The 21,074-nt window shown below is 69.0% G+C and carries 14 protein-coding genes; 9 read left to right on the top strand and 5 right to left on the bottom strand.

Annotation, left to right across the window (positions count from 1 at the left end):
- Positions 1–11: 11 nt before the first annotated feature.
- Positions 12–929, bottom strand: a complete 918-nt coding sequence (locus ACZZ93_RS08690; RefSeq protein WP_463507024.1) for a pirin family protein — start codon at positions 927–929, stop codon at positions 12–14.
- Positions 929–1,246, bottom strand: coding sequence for a GNAT family N-acetyltransferase (locus ACZZ93_RS08685; RefSeq protein ID WP_187248901.1), 318 nt, complete (start codon positions 1,244–1,246; stop codon positions 929–931). The genes ACZZ93_RS08690 and ACZZ93_RS08685 overlap by 1 nt, the downstream gene beginning before the upstream one ends.
- A 90-nt stretch (positions 1,247–1,336) precedes the next feature.
- Here ACZZ93_RS08685 and recQ point away from each other — a divergent pair, with 90 nt between their 5' ends.
- Positions 1,337–3,397: a DNA helicase RecQ gene (gene recQ, locus ACZZ93_RS08680; RefSeq protein WP_053098647.1), complete on the top strand. Its 2,061-nt coding sequence runs from the start codon at positions 1,337–1,339 to the stop codon at positions 3,395–3,397.
- A 13-nt stretch (positions 3,398–3,410) separates the two neighbouring features.
- On the opposite strand, the gene ACZZ93_RS08675 is transcribed toward recQ, so the two are convergent.
- Positions 3,411–4,682, bottom strand: a complete 1,272-nt coding sequence (locus ACZZ93_RS08675) for a TetR/AcrR family transcriptional regulator (protein WP_320489722.1) — start codon at positions 4,680–4,682, stop codon at positions 3,411–3,413.
- A gap of 137 nt (positions 4,683–4,819) precedes the next feature.
- Here ACZZ93_RS08675 and ACZZ93_RS08670 point away from each other — a divergent pair, with 137 nt between their 5' ends.
- From ACZZ93_RS08670 to ACZZ93_RS08635, 8 genes are all read left to right on the top strand, one after another.
- Entirely contained in the window at positions 4,820–6,118 is a 1,299-nt protein-coding gene (locus ACZZ93_RS08670; RefSeq protein ID WP_187248898.1) for an MFS transporter, read from the top strand.
- Between the two features lie 2 nt (positions 6,119–6,120).
- Entirely contained in the window at positions 6,121–7,881 is a 1,761-nt protein-coding gene (locus ACZZ93_RS08665) for a glycoside hydrolase family 3 protein (RefSeq protein ID WP_463510882.1), read from the top strand.
- A 393-nt stretch (positions 7,882–8,274) separates the two neighbouring features.
- On the top strand, positions 8,275–11,763 hold the full coding sequence (locus tag ACZZ93_RS08660) for a choice-of-anchor G family protein (RefSeq protein ID WP_463510881.1): 3,489 nt from the start codon (positions 8,275–8,277) through the stop codon (positions 11,761–11,763).
- A complete protein-coding gene (locus tag ACZZ93_RS08655) occupies positions 11,760–13,904 on the top strand; it encodes a hypothetical protein (protein ID WP_463510880.1) in 2,145 nt (714 codons plus the stop codon). Before ACZZ93_RS08660 ends, ACZZ93_RS08655 begins: the two co-directional genes overlap by 4 nt.
- 83 nt (positions 13,905–13,987) lie before the next feature.
- Positions 13,988–14,794: a DUF5819 family protein gene (locus ACZZ93_RS08650; RefSeq protein ID WP_463510879.1), complete on the top strand. Its 807-nt coding sequence runs from the start codon at positions 13,988–13,990 to the stop codon at positions 14,792–14,794.
- Positions 14,791–16,041: an HTTM domain-containing protein gene (locus tag ACZZ93_RS08645; protein WP_463510878.1), complete on the top strand. Its 1,251-nt coding sequence runs from the start codon at positions 14,791–14,793 to the stop codon at positions 16,039–16,041. Before ACZZ93_RS08650 ends, ACZZ93_RS08645 begins: the two co-directional genes overlap by 4 nt.
- A 150-nt stretch (positions 16,042–16,191) precedes the next feature.
- Positions 16,192–18,261 (top strand): acyl-CoA dehydrogenase family protein, encoded by a 2,070-nt coding sequence (locus ACZZ93_RS08640; protein WP_463510877.1) that lies wholly within the window; start codon positions 16,192–16,194, stop codon positions 18,259–18,261.
- 132 nt (positions 18,262–18,393) lie between these two features.
- Positions 18,394–19,440 carry an NAD(P)-dependent alcohol dehydrogenase gene (locus ACZZ93_RS08635; protein ID WP_053098655.1) on the top strand — a complete coding sequence of 349 codons (1,047 nt, stop codon included), beginning with the start codon at positions 18,394–18,396 and terminating at the stop codon, positions 19,438–19,440.
- A gap of 155 nt (positions 19,441–19,595) precedes the next feature.
- Here the strand turns inward: ACZZ93_RS08635 and ACZZ93_RS08630 are convergent, their stop codons facing one another.
- Both ACZZ93_RS08630 and ACZZ93_RS08625 read right to left on the bottom strand, forming a co-directional pair.
- Positions 19,596–20,270 carry a GntR family transcriptional regulator gene (locus ACZZ93_RS08630; RefSeq protein ID WP_463510876.1) on the bottom strand — a complete coding sequence of 225 codons (675 nt, stop codon included), beginning with the start codon at positions 20,268–20,270 and terminating at the stop codon, positions 19,596–19,598.
- Positions 20,270–20,989 carry a GntR family transcriptional regulator gene (locus ACZZ93_RS08625; RefSeq protein WP_463510875.1) on the bottom strand — a complete coding sequence of 240 codons (720 nt, stop codon included), beginning with the start codon at positions 20,987–20,989 and terminating at the stop codon, positions 20,270–20,272. The genes ACZZ93_RS08630 and ACZZ93_RS08625 overlap by 1 nt, the downstream gene beginning before the upstream one ends.
- Positions 20,990–21,074: the final 85 nt, after the last annotated feature.

The following is a 21,074-nucleotide window of genomic DNA, read 5'->3' as shown; positions in this document are numbered from 1 at the left end:
AGTCAGAGCCGTCAGATCTTGCGGCCGCGCGGCATCAGCCGCACGTCGGGAAGAGGCGGAGCGGGGATGCGGACGTCGTGCCCTTCGACGACACCGAACCGCGCGGAGGCCGCCTCCCATTCGGTGCGAGCCTCGACGATCTCCTCGTGCGTGCGTCCGGCGAAGTTCCACCACATGACGATCTCGTCCTCGAAGGGCTCGCCGCCGATGAGGAACAGCAGCGCTCCGTGTGTGCTGGACACCTCGACCGAGTCCCTCGAGTCGCCGAGGTACAGCATGTCGTTCGACGACATCCCGTGCGTGGCGACGACGGCATCACCCTCGACGAGCATGAGGCCGTGCTCCCATCCCGAACGCAAGGGCAGGTGCAGACGAGCGCCCGCGGGGATCCGGATCTCCGCGCCGACGATCGGAGTGTGCACGGTGGCCGGCGATGAGGTGCCGGCGAACTCGCCGAGGACGACGGTAGCGGTGGCGTCCTGACCCTCGTCGGCAGGGAGCGGCAGCTGTGGCAGCTCGGTGTGCCGTTCGAAACCGGCAGCACCGTGCCGTGCGCTCTCGGGCAGCACCACCCAGAACTGCAGGGCGTCGAGGGGGATCGGATCATCGCCGATCGAGTACTCCGAATGCGAGATGCCGTTGCCGGCGGTCATGAGGTTCAGCTGGCCCCTGCGGAGGTCGGCGTCGCTGCCGACCGAGTCCCGGTGACGGATCTCTCCGACCAGCGGCCAGGTCACGGTCTGCAGCCCGATGTGCGGATGCGGTTCGACCCGCATCCTGGTGTCGGCGGGGCCGAACCGGTCGAGGAAGCACCACGCCCCGATGGTCGGGAGGTTGCGATGCGGCAGCACGCGCAGCACGTTCATCCCGCGCACCCCGCCGAGCGGCACCTCGCGTGGCTCGAGCACGATGCGTCGTTCGCCGATCATCACGCCTCCGTCGGAGCAGCGCCGGGCCGCTTGGGCCAGCGGATCTCGGCGCCCGGGATCTCATGCGTCGTCAGGTACTTCGCGATGTACGGGCAGAGCGGCACGATCGCGTCGCGGGATGCCGCGGCATCCGTCAGGGCGCGCTCAGCGAGGATCCCCGCGAGTCCCTGACCCTGGAACGCGGGGTCGATCTCGGTGTGGATGAAGCGGATCGCGCCCGGACGCAGCTCGAACTCGGCGAAGCCCGCGAGCGTCTCATCCGAGTGGATCTCGTAGCGGGAGGCGTCGTCGTTGCGGGTGACGGTGATGTCGGTCATCGGGGCTCCTTCGGGCGTCTGCCACAAACCTACGCCCGCTGAGCGTCCACAGGCGCGGCCGACGTCGGCGGGGGTCGTTACGCTGGAGGGATGCCGCAGACTCCCCGTGACCCGTACGAGGATCTGCCCTACGCCGACGAGCCGTGGGACGGCGCAGGGTGGGAGCCCTCCGAGCCGCCCGAGCCGATGGACTGGGAGCCGCAGGGCGCCGGGTACGAGCCGCCGCTCGACTGGGGCCAGGGCCCCGTGACACCGGTCGGATCGGCGTCCGCGCGGTCATCCGCACGCTCGTCTGCTCCCGGGGTGACGGCGACGGCCGCGCGACAGGCGGCCCCCAGCCGATACGCGACTGCGGCCGAGGCGCTGCACACGGTCTTCGGCTACGACGAGTTCCGCGGCGATCAGGCCGCGATCGTCGATCAGGTCATCTCGGGCGGTGACGCTGTCGTGCTCATGCCCACCGGCGGCGGCAAGAGCGTCACCTATCAGGTGCCCGCACTCGTGCGCGAGGGCACTGGCCTCGTGATCAGCCCGCTCATCGCTCTCATGCACGACCAGGTCGACGCGCTCCGGGCCAACGGCGTCAACGCCGCCTATCTCAACTCGACCCAGGCGATCGAAGAGCGGCGCGAGGTCGAACGGGCGTACGTCGCCGGCGAGCTCGACCTCATCTACGTCGCCCCCGAGCGGCTGTCCTCGCCGCAGACGACCGCCCTGCTGCAGCGCGGCACGCTCAGCGTCATCGCGATCGACGAGGCGCACTGCGTGTCGCAGTGGGGTCATGACTTCCGCCCCGACTACCTCGCACTCGGCGATCTGGGCGAGCGGTTCCCCGGTGTTCCGCGCATGGCGCTCACGGCCACTGCCACCCGGGCGACGCACAAGGAGCTCACCGAGCGACTGCGTCTCGACGCCGCCCAGCACTACGTGGCCAGCTTCGACCGGCCCAACATCCAGTATCGGATCGTGCCCAAGGTCGATCCGCGCAAGCAGCTCGTCTCGTTCATCCGCGCGCAGCCGGAGGGCTCAGTCGGCATCGTCTACGCGCTGAGCCGGAAGTCCGTCGAGCAGACCGCGACCTATCTCGCCGCTCAGGGCTTCGACGCGCTGCCGTATCACGCCGGTCTTCCGGCCGAGGTGCGGGCGAAGAACCAGTCCCGGTTCCTGCGCGAGGACGGCGTCGTGATGGTCGCGACGATCGCCTTCGGCATGGGAATCGACAAGCCCGATGTGCGCTTCGTCGCTCACATCGACCTGCCGAAGTCCGTCGAGGGCTACTACCAGGAGACCGGTCGCGCGGGCCGTGACGGCGAGCCGTCGATCGCCTGGATGGCGTACGGCCTGGGCGACGTGGTGCAGCAGCGCCGCATGATCGACCAGAGCCCGGGCGATCGCACGTTCAAGATGCGCCTGGGGCAGCACCTCGACGCGATGCTCGCGCTGTGCGAGACGGTCGAGTGCCGCCGCCAGAACCTTCTCGGCTACTTCGGGCAGGACTCGCAGCCGTGCGGCAACTGCGACACGTGCCTCGACGAGACCGAGACCTTCGACGGCCTGATCCCGGCACAGAAGCTGCTCTCGACGATCGTGCGGCTCAAGCGCGAGCGCAATCAGGCCTTCGGAGCCGGGCATCTGATCGACATCCTCCGCGGAGCCTCGACCGAGCGCATCCGTCAGCAGGGGCACGAGAAGCTCGCGACCTATGGAATCGGCGCCGACCTCTCCGACCAGGACTGGCGCAGCGTCGTCCGCCAGCTGCTCGCACGGGGGATCATCGTGGCGCAGGGCGACTACGGCACGCTCGCTCCGGGCGAGCAGTCGGCCGGCGTGCTGAAGGGCGAGACCCCGGTGCCGTTGCGCAAGGACACGATCGGACGCCCCGCTTCGTCGCCGCGGGCACGCAAGGCGAGTGCGGCGGACGCGCTCGATCAGTCCGACCGCCCGCTCTTCGAGGCGCTGCGGGCGTGGCGCGCCGAGACGGCGCGCGAGCAGGGCGTTCCGGCGTACATCGTCTTCGGCGATGCGACGCTGCGTGCGCTCGCCGAGCATCGTCCGGCTTCGCTGGCCGACCTCGACGGGATCACGGGGATCGGCGCCAAGAAGCGGGATGCCTACGGCGAGGGAGTGCTCACCGTCATCGCGGCCGGCTGACGCAGGGCGCCGTTCAGCTCGGCAGCACGTCTTCGAGATGCGCGCGCAGGTGGGCGCCGACGTCGACGGCCCCGCGGTCGTAGAGCCACTGGTACTGCAGGCCGTCCCACAGGGCGATCAGCCAGATCGCCTCGTGCTCGGGGTCGCGGTGCTCGGGCAGATCGCCGTCGATGCGGGCGAGACGGAACAGCTCGGTGAAGTAGTCGATCGCCTGGGAGAACCGCGTGGCGAAGTAGTCGTGCGCAGGGTGCATGGCCGGCACCGCTTCGCAGGAGAGCACCGCGTAGACCTCGATGAGGCCGGGCTCGTCGAGTGCGCTCACCCGTGCTCCGAGCGGGATCGCGCGCAGCGCGTCGGCGGCTCGCTCGGCATGGGTGGACTCGCTGCGCACACGGATCGCGCTGTCGCGCTCGGAGAGCACCGCGCTGAGCAGCAGTTCCTTCGACGGGTAGTGGTGGAGCAGAGTGGACTTCGAGACGCCGACAGCCTGAGCGATGTCCCGAAGACTGGTGTCCCCGTAGCCGTCCTGGGAGAACAGGCGTGAGGCGTCGGCGAGGATCTGCGCGCGGCGGCGCCGTCCCACCTCGTATCCCGGGGAGTCGTCGACGGCGGGCTCTCCGAACACAGGCGGCAGGGGGCCGGCAGCGGTCGGAGAAGGGTCGGGGCTGTCGGCATCCCGCCACCCGTAGGGCAGTGCCCACAGGGCTTCGCGCTCCTCGAGCATCTGCACGACGTCGACCCGCTCAGGCAGATACTGAGAGATCAGCTGCAGCCCGTCCCAGCCCGCGCTGTGACGCACGGACTCGTCCGCGACGTCGCGGTCGGCGCCGATCGTCCCATGCAGCGCCGCATCTTCGAGGACATCCGTGCTGAGGCGGTGCAGGCGTGCATACCGCTGGCGCATCCGCTCGTGCGCCGGGTGTCCGGAGGCGGATGCTTCCCCGGTGAGTGCGGCGAAGAGCTCGAGGTAGCCGGGGGTGCGCGCGTTGCGTCGAGCCACGTCCGCGAAGATCAGTTCACCGGAATCGGATGCCGCAGCGAGCAGGTCGAATGCCCGTTCGTTGTCGTCCTCGAAACCGGCGACGACCTCGGCGAGCAGGTCGTCCTTCGACGCGAAGTGTCCGAGCAGCCCCGGATGGCTCACGGATGCCGCGGCGGCGATGTCGCGCAGGGACGTCGAACGGTATCCGTTCGAGACGAAGAGCTCTCGGGCCGCGTCCACGATCCGCTGACGCGTGGCCGCGGCGCGCGCCTGGCGCGAGCCCGTCGTGGCTGCTGTCGTCATCCCGTCCACCCTTCCCTCTCATTCTCTCTCATTACCAATCGGTAGACATTCACTTACCAATCGGTCGATATTCCGGTATTGTCATCCTCACGTCGTGTCGCAGATGACCGGCGCACCTTGCCCGAAAGGATCCACCCGTGACAGAGCTGTCATCGGCCGCCACCGCGGCCGCCGTAGGAACGACCGGTTTCAAAGTTCCCGGCACCACCCCGCTGAAGACGCCCCGTGGCTACACCCCCGGACTCGCCGCCGTGAACTTCGGCGTCTACCTCGCCCTGCTCACCCCGGTGATGGTGTCGATGGCCTTCAAGATCCAGCGGCTCGACCCCACCAACACCGAGGCGAGCCTCGGACTGGTGATGGGTGTCGGTGCGGCCTTCGCGCTCATCGCGAATCCCCTCGTCGGTCGCCTCTCCGACCGCACGACCTCGCGGTGGGGCATGCGTCGCCCCTGGATCCTCGGCGGTGCGATCGTCGGCCTCGGCGGCTTCGCGATCATCGGCGCCGCGACCTCGGTGCTCGTCGTTCTTCTCGCGTGGTGCCTCGTGCAGGCATCCATGAACGCCGTGCTCGCGGCGGCCAACGCGACCCTGCCCGATCAGGTGCCGGTCTCGAGCCGTGGCAAGGTGTCGGGCATCATCGGCATCACGACCCCCATCGGCATCCTCGCCGGCAGCTTCATCGTCAACTTCCTCCCCGGCGACTTCGAGCGCTTCTTCGTCCCCGGTGCCATCGCGCTGATCCTCGTCATCGTGTTCGTGCTCACCCTCAAGGACCGTCGTCTCACCGAGAAGCCCGCCACGCGCTTCACGGTCGGCACGTTCTTCGGCTCGTTCGTGTTCAACCCCCGCAAGCACCCCGACTTCGGATGGACCTGGCTCACGAAGTTCTTCGTGATGTTCGGCTACGCGGGCATCGCCACCTTCCTGCCGCTCTACCTGGTGACCAAGTTCCAGCTCGACGAGCAGGGCGCAGTCGGCACGATCCTGATCGCCAACCTCGCCTCCATGGCCGCGATGGCTATCTCCGCGCCGCTCGGCGGATTCCTCTCCGACAAGATCGGCAAGCGCCGGCCGTTCGTCGCGATCGCCGGCGTCATCATGGTCGTGGGCCTCGTCATCCTCGCGATCGCTCCGTCGATCGCCGTCGTCATCGTCGCTCAGGCCATCATCGGACTCGGTGCCGGGTCGTTCCTGTCGGTCGATCTCGCGCTGGCGACCGAAGTGCTGCCCAACCCCGACGACGTGGCGAAGGACCTCGGCGTGCTCAACATCGCCAACGCCCTTCCCCAGTCGATCGCCCCGGCCATCGCGCCGAGCATCATCGCTCTCGGCGCCGCGACGCCGCTGGGCGGCTACACGACCTGGTACCTCTTCGGAGCGCTCGTCGCACTCGCCGGCGCCGTTCTCGTCTACCGCATCAAGGGAGTCAAGTGACCATGACCGACACCGACGTGACCACTGCCCGACCGTGGCTCGACGCGGCCCTGCCGGTCGATGAGAGAGTGCAGCTCCTCCTCGACGAGATGACCGTCGAGGAGAAGGCCGGACTGTTCTTCCACACGATGATCGCGATCGGAGACCTCGATGAGGCGAACCCGATCTTCGGCACACCGAGCGCCCGCGAGTTCATCGACCTCAAGAACATGACGCACTTCAACCTGCTGGGGGCGGCGCCCACCGGGCGAGAGATAGCCGCCTGGCAGAACGAGCTGCAGCGGCTGGCGGCCTCGAGCCGGCTCGGCATCCCGGTCACGCTGTCGACCGACCCGCGGCATTCGTTCAGCGAGAATCCCGGGGCGTCGATTCTCGCCGGACCGTTCTCGCAGTGGCCGGAGACCCTGGGTCTCGCAGCCACCCGTGACCCCGAGCTGGTCGAACGGTTCGCAGATATCGCTCGTCAGGAATATACGGCTGTCGGCCTGCGGGTCGCCCTTCACCCGCAGGTCGACCTCGCCACCGAACCGAGGTGGGCGCGGCAGACGGCGACGTTCGGAGAGGACCCCGAATTGACGGGCATTCTGGGAGCGGCATATATCCGCGGGTTCCAGGGCGACTCGTTCGGTCCCGGATCGGTCTCGACCATGACCAAGCACTTCCCCGGCGGCGGGCCGCAGCTCGACGGCGAGGACCCGCACTTCCCGTACGGGCGGGAGCAGGTGTATCCCGGGGGTGCGTTCGACCTGCACCTCAAGCCCTTCGAGGATGCACTGGCCGCCGGCACGCGTCAGATGATGCCGTACTACGGCATGCCCGTCGGCACCGAGTACGAGGAGGTCGGGTTCGGCTTCAACAGGTCGGTGATCACCGGGCTGCTGCGCGAGCGATTCGGGTTCGACGGCCTGGTGTGCACCGATTGGGGTCTGATCAACGATGCGGAGATCTTCGGCCAGCCGTTCCCTGCCCGCGCCTGGGGCGTGGAGGATCTGACGCCGCGAGAGCGGATGCTCAAGGTGCTCGATGCGGGTGTCGATCAGTTCGGTGGCGAGGACTGCCCCGAACTGCTGCTCGGGCTGGTCGCCGAGGGCTCGGTCTCGGAGGAGAGGCTCGACCTCTCCGCGCGACGGATCCTGCGGGAGAAGTTCGAGCTCGGGCTCTTCGAGAACCCGTTCGTCGACGAGGACGCGGCGGACGAGATCGTCGGCAGCGCGGAGTTCCGCGCCGCGGGAGAGGCGGCCCAGCGCGCCTCCGTGACCGTGCTGACGAACGATGGCTCGCTGCCCTTCGCCCCCGGGATCAAGCTCTACGTCGAGGGGATCGAACCATCCGTCGCAGCCGCGTACGGCGACGTCGTGGCGACCGTCGACGAGGCCGACCTGGCGATCCTCCGTCTCCAGGCGCCGTTCGAGCAGCGCGACACGACCTTCGAGAACTTCTTCCATGCGGGGTCGCTCGAGTTCTCCGACGAGGTGCTCGCGCATGTCGGCGCCATCGCCGGAGCCGTGCCGACCGTGGTCGATGTGCTCGCCGATCGACCGCCCATTCTCGAACCGATCGTGGCCGGTGCGGCGGCCGTCACCGTCAACTGGGGGGTCTCAGGGGCGGCGCTGCTCGATGTGCTGAGCGGCGTCGCGAGCGCGCAGGGCAGGCTCCCGTTCGACCTGCCGAGGTCGATGGCCGCGGTCGTCGCCTCGCGACCCGATGTGCCGTTCGACACCGCTGATCCGCTCTTCCGATTCGGCGACGGGCTCGCTCTGTAGCCCTCGCTTCGCGCCCTGAACCGCCCCGCAGACCTCGGTCTGCGGGGCGGTTTCGTCGTGTGGCCGGAGTGCGTGTCGCGCCTGCGCGGAGTGCGCTGGACCCCTCCTATTCGTCCTGGAAAAGACGTCCTCGCCGACAGACCTGTGGGCAGGTCTCAATGACCGATGACGAAATGTCTCATCTGATGACGTTTCCTGAAAGATCACTGGACAATCGCTGGACTTAACATTCTCGATCCGGCAATACTGTCTGGACATGCGCTCGGTCGGCACCTGTCGACGCCTGGGGAGGGCCTTGTGACGCGGAACATCTGCATCACGGGAGAGGCGAATGGAATTCTTGGAGGGAAGACTCTGCGGCGACGCAGAGCCATCGGGGGAGGCATCGCCGGCGTGACCGTCGGCGCGATGATCCTTGCGGGTGCACTGGTACCGACGGCGGCGAATGCGCTCGATGACGCGAATCCGAACGATCCGTCGGTCGCGCAGGGACAGATCATCCAGTTGCCGGCCGACCTGCTCGGCGGATTGGACGTCGCCGCACTCGGGCACACGCTGACGAGCAACCCGGCCGCGGTCGGCCCTGAGCTCGGCGGTCTCGACCTCGACGTGCTCGAGGCGCTCAGCATCGACGTGGGCACGCTCAACGTGCCGCTGCTGACCGACGGCACGTCGCCCGGTCTGCTGCAGCTGGGCGATCTGGGGGGCGCGCAGAGCTTCAGCTCCTCACCCACGCAGACCCAGTCGATCGCGTCCTCCGGCGCGATCACCTCCGGTGGTGCGATCGATGCGGGGGCGATCGACGGAAGCGTCAACCCCGCCACCCTCGAACTCACCGATCTCTTCGACCAGCTCAGCGTCGCCGGTCTCACCGACGCCGTCCTCGACGAAGCGTCGGTCGGCATCGGAGCCCTCGCATCGCGGGCGGAGTCGAACGCCGGCGTCGCCGGCTCCGAATACCGCATCGCGGGCCTGGACCTCGACCTGCACAGCAACCTGGTCGCGGGGCTCGCGACCACTCTGGGCACGGCCATCCAGGGCACGGTGACCCCGGTCAGCGACCTCGCCGGTCCCGGCGGAGCGCTCACCGGGCTCGTCACGACCGTGGTCAACACGATCAACGCGATTCCGGATGTGCCCCTCGTCGCCGCCTTCGAGGCGACGGGCGGAACGGTCGCTATCGCCGGCCTCGACACAGTCGGGGCGACGGTCGTCACGGAGCTCCTGACGGAGCCGCTCGAGAACACCACGGGCTCGGTGCTCGTCGACCTGAGCGACGGGACGATCTCGGTCGACCTCGCTCAGATCCTCGTGGAGACGGGCGCAGGAGCCGACCTCAACTCGCTTCCCGCGAACACCCCTGTGCTGTCTGCGACGACGATCGCCGCCATCCAGCAGGGGATCACCTCTGCTCTGACCGGAACGCACCCGAACAGCCTCAACGGCAAGGTCGCGACCATCCTCGACTCCACCCTCGACTCGCTGGCGGTCACGCTCACCGTCGGGGTGGATCTCACCAACCCGCTCACCGGGATCGACCTGGTCTCCGGCGATGTCACGATCGCCGGCTCGCTCGCTCAGTTCGCGGGCACGGCCACGCCGGTTCCGACGGTGACCACCGACATCTCGCTCGCCGGGCTCAACATCGGTGCGCTGCTCAACCCGGTGGTGAGCGCTGTGACCACGGCGGTCACCACGACCACCGGCCCTCTGGTGAACACCGCGCTGACCAGCGTCATCCCGCTCGTCCAGCCGGCCCTCGCAGCGGTCACCGGCCCCGTGCTCTCGACGCTGGACCCCGTGCTGCAGGGCGTGCTGTCCGGCATCGCGACCATCACGATCAACGAGCAGTCCGAGCCGGGAGACATCCCCGGTGACAGCTTCACCGTGCGGGCGCTCGCCATCGATCTGCTCCCGGCCGTGGGCGGAGGGGTCGAACTCGATCTCGCGTCGTCGACCGTCAAGGCAGCGGCGGCGGCAGTCGCGGCTATCGACGCCGCAACCACCGTGCAGGCCGGAACCGATCTTCCGGTCACCGGCTCCGGCTGGCCGGCCAACACCCAGGTGACGATCCAGGTGGCAGCACCGGACGGAACTCCGGTCAACGAATCAGCGCCGGTGACCACCGACGCGTCGGGCAACTTCACCGGCACGGTCTTCATCCCGGCCTCGACCGTGCCCGGCACCGGCTACATCGTCACGGCGACCGACGGCACCAGCACGGCGACGGACACCACCGAGGTGACCGCCGCGGCAGCGATCGATGCGGCACCTGCCGTGCAGGACGGAACCGACCTCGGCGTCTCGGGCACCAACTGGCCCGCGAACACACAGATCTCGGTGCAGCTGACCGCTCCCGGCGGCGGCGCGAACATCGGCGGCCCCGAGCTCGTCACGACGGACGGGTCGGGTGCCTTCGTGCTCGGCTACCCCGTTCCGGCCGGAACTCCTGCGGGAACCGGCTACACGGTCACCGCGACGCTGGGCGCGCAGACGGCGACGGACACCACCGAGGTGACGAACGCTCCGGTCGCCTCGATCGATGCGGCGCCGACCGTTCAGGCAGGCACCGATCTCGCGGTCTCCGGCTCCAACTGGCCGGCGAACACCGAGATCTCGGTGCAGCTGACGGCTCCGGGCGGAGGCGCGGACGTCGGTGGCCCCGAGACGGTCACGACGAACGGCGACGGTGAGTTCACGCTCTCCTACCCGGTGCCCGCATCGGCGACGCCCGGCACGGCCTACACGGTCACCGCGACCGCTGGCGCCGAGACGGCGATCGACACCACCGAGGTGACGGCCGCCGCTGCGGTGGATGCGGCCGACACGGTGCAGGCGGGAACCTCTCTCCCCATCACCGGTGCGAACTGGCCGGCCAACACCGTCGTCGAGGTGCAGCTGACGGACCCGGACGGCGCTGACGTCGGGGGTCCCGAGACGGTCACGACCGATGGCGACGGCGGGTTCACGCTGAACTACCCGGTTCCCGCGTCGGCGACCCCGGGCACGGGGTACACCGTGACCGCGACGGTCGGCGGCCAGACGGCTGAGGACACGACCGAGGTGACCGCCGCGGCAGCGGTGGATGCCGCGGACACGGTGCAGGCGGGCACGAGCCTTCCCGTCACCGGCACCGGCTGGCCGGCGAACACCGAGGTCTCGGTGCAGCTGACCGCTCCGGGCGGAGCGACCGTCGGCGGTCCTGAGACGGTCACGACCGATGGCGACGGCGGGTTCACGCTCGACTACCCGGTTCCCGCCTCGGCGACGCCGGGCACGGGCTACACGATCACCGCGACCGTCGGCACGCAGACGGCGACCGACACGACGGAGGTGACCGCAGCGGCGACCGTCGACGCGGCCGCGACCGTCGAGGCCGGCACGGACCTGGCGATCACCGGTGCGGAGTGGCCGGCTGACACCGAGGTCACCGTGCAGCTGACAGCGCCCGGTGGTGCGGTCATCGGCACGCCCCAGACGGTGACGACCGGTGCTCTCGGCGGCTTCGCGATCGACTATCCGGTGCCGGCGGGAACTCCCGCGGGCACGGGATACACGGTCACCGCGAGCGCGGGCACGCAGACAGCCACCGACACGACCGAGGTGACGGCTGCTCCTGTCGTCGTCGACGCGGCCGCGTCGGTTCCGGCAGGCACCAACCTCGCCGTCACCGGCACGGGTTGGCCGGTGAACTCCACCGTGTCGCTGCAGCTCACCGCGCCAGGCGGGGAGCGGACATCGGAGGCCCGGTCATCGCGACCACTGACGAGTTCGGTGCGTTCACGGAGAACTACCCGGTTCCGGCTGATGCCGAGCCCGGCGCGGGCTACCTGCTCACCGCGACATCCGGCGCGTCCAGCGACACGGACACCACCGAGGTGACCGCAGGCGACCCGGGTGACGTCAACACCAACGCGGCTGCATCGGCATCCGCTTCGGCTGACGCGACCGCAGACGGCGACCCGTCGGCGCAGGCGGCGGCTGAGGCCGCGGCCCTCGCAGACGCGACGTCGGCGGCCTCAGCGGCGGCGACCTCGGACGCCACCTCGGCGGCGGATGCGGCGGCGACGCCGGATGCCTCGTCGGCCGCGACGACCGATGTCACGTCGACGGCCAACGCCTCGGCGGCAGTTGCTGCGCAGGCGGCGGCTCAGGCCGACGCGTCGGATGACGTGAACGCGGATGCATCGACGGCGGCGGAGTCGAACTCGGCGGCGTCGTCGGAGTCGGCGGCCATCGCCGACTCGTCGACGGATGCCTCGTCCGAGGCTGCGGCCAACACGAACGCGGCGGCGTCGGCATCCGCGTCGGCGAACGCGGATGCATCGACCGACGCGATCGCTGAAGCGGCCGCGCAGGCGGCGGCGTTCGCGGATGCCACGGCAGAGGGATCGGCTGCGGCTGACCCGACGGCTGAGGCTGCGGCGGAGTCGGCGGCGACGGCGACATCGTCCACGGCAGCGACGGCGGACGCCACCTCGGAGGCGAACGCCGGTGCGGCGGTAGCGGCTCAGGCTGCGGCGCTGGCCGACGCGACGACGGATACCGCGGCTGAGGCCTCGGCGACATCGGACGCCTCGACGAGCGCAGCATCGAACTCGAGCGCGGCGGCGATCGCCAGTGCATCGACCGACGCATCTTCCGATGCAGTCGCCACGGCCGATGCCTCGGCTGCGGCCGACCCGTCCGCTGAGGTCGACACCAACGCCTCGGCATCCGCTGCGGCGTCGGCTCAGGCTGATGACGACAGCAACGCGGCGGCGCAGGCGGCGGCTGTCGCTGCGGCTCTGGCCGATGCGACGAGTTCCGCTTCGGCGGCGGCTGACGTGACGGCTGATGCGGCCGCGTCTGCGGCGGCGACGGACGACGCATCCACGGATGCCTCGACCACGGCCACGACGGATGCGGACGCGTCTGCTGCAGCGGCCGCTCAGGCGGCGGCGCAGAACGATGCGACCTCGACGAGTGCGGCTGACGCGTCCGCGGCGGCAGATGCCGACCCGAACGCGTCGGCGGCCGCGGCGGCCAACGCCTCGTCGTCGGCCACGGCGTCCGCGACGGCGGCGGCTGACGCTTCCGCTGAGGCAGAGGTCGAGGCTTCCGCTGCGACCACGGCTGACGCTGCGGCTACGGCTGATGCCTCGGCTGCGGCCGACCCGTCGGCTGAGGTCGACACCAACGCCTCGGCATCCGCTGCGGCGTCGGCTCAGGCTGATGACGACAGCAACGCGGCGGCGCAGGCGGCGGCTGTCGCTGCGGCTCTGGCCGATGCGACGAGTTCCGCTTCGGCGGCGGCTGACGTGACGGCTGATGCGGCCGCGTCTGCGGCGGCGACGGACGACGCATCCACGGATGCCTCGGCCACGGCCACGACGGATGCGGACGCGTCTGCTGCAGCGGCCGCTCAGGCGGCGGCGCAGAACGATGCGACCTCGACGAGTGCGGCTGACGCGTCCGCGGCGGCAGATGCTGATCCGACCGCGTCGGCGGCCGCGGCGGCCAACGCCTCGTCGTCGGCCACGGCGTCCGCGTCGGCGGCGGCTGATGCCTCCGCTGAGGCTGCCGCCGAGGCATCCGCCTCGGCGACTGCTGAGGCCTCGGCGTCTGCAGACGCGGCAGCCGACCCGACCGGACCGATCGCCATCACGATCAAGGTCCCGGTTCTGGAGCGCGGTGAGAAGCAGACGGCGGTCGGCACCGGGTTCCAGCCCGGCGAGTCCGTCACCGGTGTGATGACGTCCGAGCCGATCGCACTGGGCACCCAGGTCGCCGATGCGCAGGGCACGGTCACCTTCACCTGGACGATCCCCTCCGGCACCGACCTCGGAACCCACGCCGTGACACTGACCGGAGCGACCTCCGGCAGCGTGTCGGCCTCGTTCCAGGTCGTGGCCACGGGCCTCGCCACCACCGGTGGTGAGATCCAGGGCGGGTGGATCGCGCTGGCGGCTCTGCTGCTGATGCTCGGACTCGGGATGACAAGGGTCGCGCGTTCCAGACGGCCGCTCGTCCAGACGGAGTAACGCAGTGCAGGAACGCTGAGAGGTCGGGGCCGTCGCTGCGGCGGCCCCGACCTTCAGCGGTGAGAAGGATGTGGATGGGCACGATGACTGAGACCTCACCCGAAGTGCAGGATGCGGCGGTCGCCGCGACCGCCCCTCGACCGCGCCCGACCTGGTGGGTGAAGCTCATCGCGTTCGCCGCGTGTCTGCTCACCCTGTGGCACGTGGGGGCGTCGTTCCTGTGGATCGCTCCGTACTCGGCGCTCCGCGAGATCCCCACGCAAGAAGTCCTCGCCGGGTACATGCTGCCGATGTTCGGTCAGTCGTGGAGCGTCTTCGCGCCCGAGCCCATCAGCGGCGACTACCACTTCAACGTGCGTGCCGTCATCGAGAAGGACGGTGAGGAGATCGAGACCGGGTGGGTGAGCGCCACCGACGTCGAGCTCTCGATGATCCGCTACAACCTCTTCCCGCCCCGAGCGGGGATCCAGTCGAGCGAGGTCGCGAGCGGCCAGATGAACGCCTACAACAAGCTGGACGACGACCAGAAGGCCGTCGTCGGGCTCGACTTCGCCGAGGATGGCTGGGAGGAGTGGATGGTGCGCTCCTTCGACGAACTCGAGGGCGACAACCCGTCGACCGACGCGTACATGGCGGAAGAGCACCTCTCCACCGCCTACGCTACCCAGGTGGCCTATGCGATCTGGGGCGCCGACTCCGTCATCAAGGTCCAGTACCGCGTGAGCCGCCAGAACGTGGTGCCCTATGCGGATCGCAACGATCCGAGCGCGCAGCGCCCCGACCCCACGTTCTCGACCACTGGGTGGCGCCTGCCTATAGAAGAGGAAGGGCAGAGTCGCGAGAACTTCGCGAACACCTTCCGCGCCCAGTTCGAGAGGATCCAGCCGTGAGCGCGCCCACCAAGACCGCGCCCCAGACGAACGGCGCCGCGAACCGGAACCGGAACCGGAAGAAGGATGCTGCCGGGCGGTCGACCGTGACGGCGCCCGCTCCGGCATCCGCTCCTCCCGCCTCTGCCCCCGAGCCTTCGCCGCCGCGCATGCCCGCGCCTTCGGGTGCGCCTGCCGCCCCGCCTCCCCGGTCTTTCGTGACCCGCCTGCTGAGCTTCGCCTCGTCGATGATCGGCGGACTGTGGTCGATGGTCCTCTCGGCGATCGACCGGATCTCCGCGTTCGTGGGGGACTGGCTCTTCAACGGCAAGAAGGCCCTCTACGGTCTCGCGGTCACCCGCATCCTCTTCGGCGTCACGGCGATCGGCCTGCTCGCGTCGAACTTCAGCACTCGTCTCTATACGTTCGGCTCGGGGTCGGCGTGGAACGGCGAACTCGCCGAACCCGTCAGCGAGTTCCCGAAGATCTGGATCTTCAGCGCGTTCCATGCCGCGATGGGCAATGACGCGCTCTACACCGCCCTCTATCTGCTGCTCGGCGTGCTGGCGGTGCTGTTCGTCCTCGGCTGGCGTTTCCGGATCGTCCTCCCGGTGTTCTTCTGCCTCTGGGTCGGGTTCATCGAGGCGAACGACACGGTGGGCGATCAGGGCGACAACATGTTCCGCATCGCGCTGCTCCTGCTGTTCTTCGCCGACCCGGCCGCTCGCTGGTCGATCGATGCCAGACGTCGCGCCAAGAAGGGGGAGTGGTTCGCTCCGGGAAGCCAGCCCGCCCTCCTGGGAACGGTCTTCCACAATCTGGCACTCGTGGCGCTGACCGCGCAGGTGTGCTTCGTGTACGCATCGGGTGCTCTCTACAAGGCGGGAGGTGCGCCCTGGGAAGAGGGTTACGCGGTGTACAACCCGCTGCAGACCGCTCGGTTCGGCACGTGGCCGGTGCTGAGCGACCTGGTCACGACCTGGGGCCCGATGGTCGTCGCGGCGACCTGGGGTTCGATCATCCTGCAGGTGGCGTTCCCGCTGATGCTGCTCACGCGGCCCACTCGGCTGATCGGCCTCATCGGCATCCTCTCCTTCCATATCGGCATCGGCGTGCTGATGGGGCTGCCGTGGTTCTCGCTGACGATGATCGCGATCGACTCGATCTTCATCCGCGATCGGACGTGGGCGCGGTTGAGCGAAGGGACGAGACGGCGGTGGGAGCAGGCGCAGACCGCGCCTCCCACGCCCGCACGCGTCGAGGCCTGAGACTGCGGCTGGGCTGAGACTGTGGTCTGACGACAATCCGACCGGGCGCCGTCCCGGGAGCTTGTTGGAGGATGCGCACACAGCAGTTCGCTCCTGGTTGTGGCAGACCTACCATGGGAGTATCCCTACTTCCCTCTGAGAGGAACGCTCATGGTCGACGCCGCCGTCCGTCCGAAGACGACTCGCCCGCACACCGACAGCGCAGATGCGAACCTGAGGTTCGATGTCGCCCGGGTCACCGATCTGCTGATGGGCACCTGGGCCGACACGCGCCGCGAGGCGCGCGAGCTGATCAAGGATTCGGCGTTCTGGCGCGATGACGCGCTGAGCAAGGACGAGCACCGCGAGCGTGTGCTCAGCCAGCTGCACCTGCTCGTCGAGAACAAGGCAGTGCACCGGGCGTTCCCGACCGCACTCGGCGGAGAAGACAACAACGGCGGCAACATCGCCGGCTTCGAGGAGCTCGTCGTCGCCGATCCGAGTCTGCAGATCAAGTCGGGAGTGCAGTGGGGGCTGTTCGGCTCCGCCATCCTGCAGCTCGGCACCGCCGAGCACCACGAGAAGTGGCTGCCCGGTGTCATGGATCTCTCGATCCCCGGTGCCTTCGCGATGACCGAGATCGGGCACGGCTCCGACGTGGCAGCGGTCGGCACCACCGCCACGTACGACCCGAGCACCGAGGAGTTCGTGATCAACACGCCGTTCCGCGGCGCGACGAAGGAGTACCTCGGCAACGCGGCGCTGCACGGCGTGGCGGCGACGGTGTTCGCTCAGCTGATCACGAACGGCGTGAACCACGGGGTGCACTGCTTCTACGTGCCGCTGCGCGGCGAAGACGGCGTCGATCTTCCCGGCATCGGTCGTGAGGATGACGGACTCAAGGGCGGGCTCAACGGCATCGACAACGGCCGCCTCAGCTTCGACCACATCCGCATCCCCCGCACGAACCTGCTGAACAAGTACGGCGATGTGGCGGCCGACGGCACGTACTCGAGCGCGATCGACAGCCCCGGTCGCCGCTTCTTCACGATGCTCGGCACGCTGGTGCAGGGACGGGTCTCGCTCGACGGCGCCGCGTCGTGGGCTTCGGCTCTCGGGCTGAAGATCGCGATCACCTACGCGACGCAGCGCCGCCAGTTCGACGGAGCGGACGGCCAGGAGGTCGTGCTCATGGACTACGGCAAGCACCAGCGCCGCCTGCTGCCGCGCCTGGCGACGACCTACGCGCAGATCTTCGCGCACGACGAGTTCCTGCAGAAGTTCGACGGCGTGTTCTCCGGCCGCATCGACACCCCTGATGACCGTGAGGACCTCGAGACCCTGGCGGCAGCCCTCAAGCCGCTGTCGACCTGGCACGCGCTCGACACTCTCCAGGAGGCTCGCGAGGCCTGCGGCGGAGCGGGCTTCATGTTCGAGAACCGTCTCGTGGGACTTCGCGCCGACCTCGACATCTATGTCACTTTCGAGGGCGACAACAATGTGCTCCTCCAGCTGGTCGGCAAGCGGCTGCTCACCGACTACGCCAAGCAGTTCACCGGCAAGGATGCTGCGGCCCTGGCCAAGTTCGCCGTAGGCATGACCGCCGGCAAGCTGTTCCACGGCGCAGGCCTTCGTCAGTTCGGCCAGTCGGTCGTCGACCTCGGTCAGGTCTCGCGTTCGGTCGAGAACGGTCTGCGCGAGGAGCAGCAGCACCAGCTGCTCGCCGAGCGCGTGCAGCAGATGGTCGCCGACATCGCCGGCCGGCTGCGTCCGGCGGGCAAGGACAAGGCCCTCGGCGCGAAGCTGTTCAACGAGAATCAGGCCGAGCTGATCGACGCGGCCCGTGCGCACGGTGAGCTGCTGCAGTGGGAGGCGTTCACGGATGCCGTCCACCGCGTCGACGACGCCGACACCAAGAAGGTGCTCACGTGGCTGCGCGACCTCTTCGGTCTGCAGCTCATCGAGAAGCACCTCGCCTGGCACCTCATCCACGGGCGTCTCTCGACGCAGCGCGCCGCCGCGGTCTCGCGATACATCGACCGTCTGTGCGCCAGGCTCCGTCCGTACGCACTCGACCTGGTCGACGCGTTCGGCTACGAGCCGGAGCACGTCCGGGCGCCCATCGCCTCCGGCGCCGAGCGCGTGCGGCAGGACGAGGCTCGGGAGTACTACGCGGCGCTCGCGGCATCCGGTGACGCCCCTGTGCTGGAGAAGGCGCTCAAGAAGAACGCGAAGCGCTGAGGTTTCCTCCTCGCTCCGCTGACGAAGGCCGGGATCAGTGGTCCCGGCCTCCGTCGTGGGCGGTCAGGTGCCGCAGAGGAGGGCGCGAGTAGTGTCGATCTGGCCCATCCGCACCGATCAGAGGAGTCCGAGATGACCCGTGTCACCGCCTATGCCGCACCCAGCGAGGCCGCACCGCTCGAGAAGACCGTCATCGAGCGCCGCGAGCTCGGCCCGAACGACATCCTGATCGACATCGCGTTCGCCGGTATCTGCCACTCCGACATCCACACGGTGCGCGGAGACTGGGGGCCGCAGCAGTACCCGCTCGCACCCGGACACGAGATCGCCGGAACCGTCGCGGCCATCGGATCGGATGTCACCAAGCACGCCGTCGGCGATCGGGTCGGCGTCGGCTGTCTCGTGAACTCGTGCGGAGAATGCCGCAACTGCCTGCGCGGCGACGAGCAGTTCTGCTCCAACGGTGCGATCTTCACCTACGGCAGCACCGACCGTGACGGCAGCGTCACTCAGGGCGGATACTCCGAGCAGGTCGTGGTGACCGAGTCCTTCGCCGTGCGCATCCCCGACGCGCTCGGGCTCGACGTCGCGGCACCCCTGCTCTGCGCAGGAATCACCACGTACTCCCCGCTGCGGCACTGGAACGTCGGACCCGGCACGCGCGTGGCGGTCGTCGGCCTCGGCGGACTCGGCCACATGGGCGTGCAGATCGCGCACGCTCTCGGAGCAGAGGTCACCGTGCTGTCGCAGACGCTCAGCAAGAAGGATGACGGCCTCCGTCTCGGTGCCGATCACTACTATGCGACGAGCGATCCCGAGACGTTCCGCTCGCTGCGCGGGTCGTTCGACGTCATCCTCAACACGGTCAGCGCGGTCGTCGACCTCCGCGCTTACCTCGGTCTGCTCGACGTGGGCGGGTCGATGGTCTGCGTGGGAGCCCCCGCAGAACCGCTCTCAGTGAACGTCTCGTCTCTGATCGGCGGGCGTCGATCGCTCGCGGGGTCCAACATCGGCGGCATCCAGGAGACCCAGGAGATGCTCGATTTCTGCGCCGAACACGGCATCGCAGCCGAGATCGAGATCATCAGCGCATCGCAGATCAACGAGGCGTACGAGCGCGTGCTCGCCTCTGACGTGCGCTATCGCTTCGTGATCGACGCCGCGACCATCGCCGACTGAGTTCCGGAGGGGGTCCTCGGGGTACGCCCCAGGGGACCCCCGTCGGTTGCTCCCCTGGGACCGTTCGCGCAGTCGGTGCGGCGGTGTGGGTCGGGGTGGTGCTGGGCCTGTGCGGCGGGGCGGCGCGGCAGCCGTAGCCGTAGCCGTAGCCGCGCTCAGTTCGCGGGATCCGGCTCGCGGTAGTACTCGAGGAAGTTGCTGCGCGTCGCGGCGTGCAGCTCGTGGATCAGATCTCCGGCTCGTTCGCCGTCACGGCCTTCGGCCGCTGCAGTGATCGCGCGGATGAAATCGCGCGCCTGGAGAGGCGTGACGAGGTTCTCGCGAGGCGTGAGGAAGCGCACCAGCTGCAGCGACAGGGTCTCGGCCTTCGCTCGCAGCACGGAGTTCGTCGCGGCGCGGACGACGACGAGGAAATACCGGCGGATCGCTCGTCCGAGAGCGGCCGCGTCATCTGCATCCACCGCATCCTCGACATGCGCCAGCTCGCGACGCAGGTCGGCGATATGCGCATCCGCGAGGTCGGCGGTGGTGGTGCGGGCAAGGTGCTCGTGGATCACTCCGATCACGAACAGGCTCTCGTTGATCGCCGCGACGTTCACCGGGGCCACCCGGGTGTGACGGTGCGGCACCAACTCGACGACGTCCTCCTCGGCGAGTCGATTGAGCGCCTCGCGGATCGGGGTTCTGGACGACCCGAGCCACGTCATGAGCTCCTCGTCGTGGAGAACTTCCCCGGGTTCCAGCGTCCCGTCGAGGATCGCGCCGAGGATCGTGTCGTAGACCTCGTCGCGAAGCAGCCGTCGCGGCGGAGGTGTGTCCCTCGTGGGCATCACGCGTCCTCGCTTCCGCGCGGCTCAGCTGTATCGGCGCCAGCAGCGACCTGCGGGCTCGATTCGGCCGCATCTCGTGCCTGCACGCTTGCGGCCCCTGCAGTGAAGTACGCCTGTGCGGCCAGGGCTGCGGCATCCGCGTTCCCTGCGGCGGCGGCGGAGGCAAGTGCGTCGAGCGCGGCCGATGTGTCGGTCGCGTCGAGTGCGCCGGGTCGAGCGGTGATCATCCGGGTGACGTGCGGCACCGACTTCTCGCGGATGCGCTGAACGAGGGTGTTGCGGTAGCGGTCGACGAACACGTTCATCAGGTTGTTCACGATCCGTGCGCGTTCGAGGGCGTTCGAGGTCCGGCTCACCGTCGTGTGCAGGTCGGCGATCTGCGTCCGGTCCGCGTCGGTGAGGAGCGGGACAGCCTCGCGCACCGTCGCCGAGTACACGACGCCGAGCATCTCCATCTCCTCTGCGAACCTCGTGGGATCGAGAGGTGCGATGCGGGTGCCCCGCTGCGGAAGCACTTCGATCAGCCCCATGCCGGCGAGCCGGTTCACCGCCTCCCGGATCGGCGTGCGCGAGGCGCCCAACCAGCTCTCGAGCTGCTTGTCGGAGATCGGCTCCCCTGCGGCCAGGTCACCGGCGACGATGGCATCCAGAAGCGTGTCGAAGATCTGGTCGCGCAGCAGCTTTCGGGGCATTTGCGCCGGGGTCTTGGGCACAGGCATGGGTCAATGCTAGTCGGAATCATCTGGGTACCTGATATATCAATCGCCCGCAATATATACCCATGCCCTGGCTCTCGGTGGATGA

The sequence above is a fragment of the Microbacterium sp. AC026 genome, from assembly GCF_979258475.1.
Note: the sequence above shows the minus strand (reverse complement) of the source record. Positions and strands in the feature narration are given on the sequence as shown.

Coding starts and splice junctions, on each gene's coding strand:
- ACZZ93_RS08690 (WP_463507024.1), bottom strand. CDS start 929: ATGATCGGCGAACGACGCATCGTGCTCGAGCCACGCGAGGTGCCGCTC.
- ACZZ93_RS08685 (WP_187248901.1), bottom strand. CDS start 1,246: ATGACCGACATCACCGTCACCCGCAACGACGACGCCTCCCGCTACGAG.
- recQ (WP_053098647.1), top strand. CDS start 1,337: ATGCCGCAGACTCCCCGTGACCCGTACGAGGATCTGCCCTACGCCGAC.
- ACZZ93_RS08675 (WP_320489722.1), bottom strand. CDS start 4,682: ATGACGACAGCAGCCACGACGGGCTCGCGCCAGGCGCGCGCCGCGGCC.
- ACZZ93_RS08665 (WP_463510882.1), top strand. CDS start 6,121: ATGACCGACACCGACGTGACCACTGCCCGACCGTGGCTCGACGCGGCC.
- ACZZ93_RS08650 (WP_463510879.1), top strand. CDS start 13,988: ATGACTGAGACCTCACCCGAAGTGCAGGATGCGGCGGTCGCCGCGACC.
- ACZZ93_RS08640 (WP_463510877.1), top strand. CDS start 16,192: ATGGTCGACGCCGCCGTCCGTCCGAAGACGACTCGCCCGCACACCGAC.
- ACZZ93_RS08635 (WP_053098655.1), top strand. CDS start 18,394: ATGACCCGTGTCACCGCCTATGCCGCACCCAGCGAGGCCGCACCGCTC.
- ACZZ93_RS08630 (WP_463510876.1), bottom strand. CDS start 20,270: ATGCCCACGAGGGACACACCTCCGCCGCGACGGCTGCTTCGCGACGAG.
- ACZZ93_RS08625 (WP_463510875.1), bottom strand. CDS start 20,989: ATGCCTGTGCCCAAGACCCCGGCGCAAATGCCCCGAAAGCTGCTGCGC.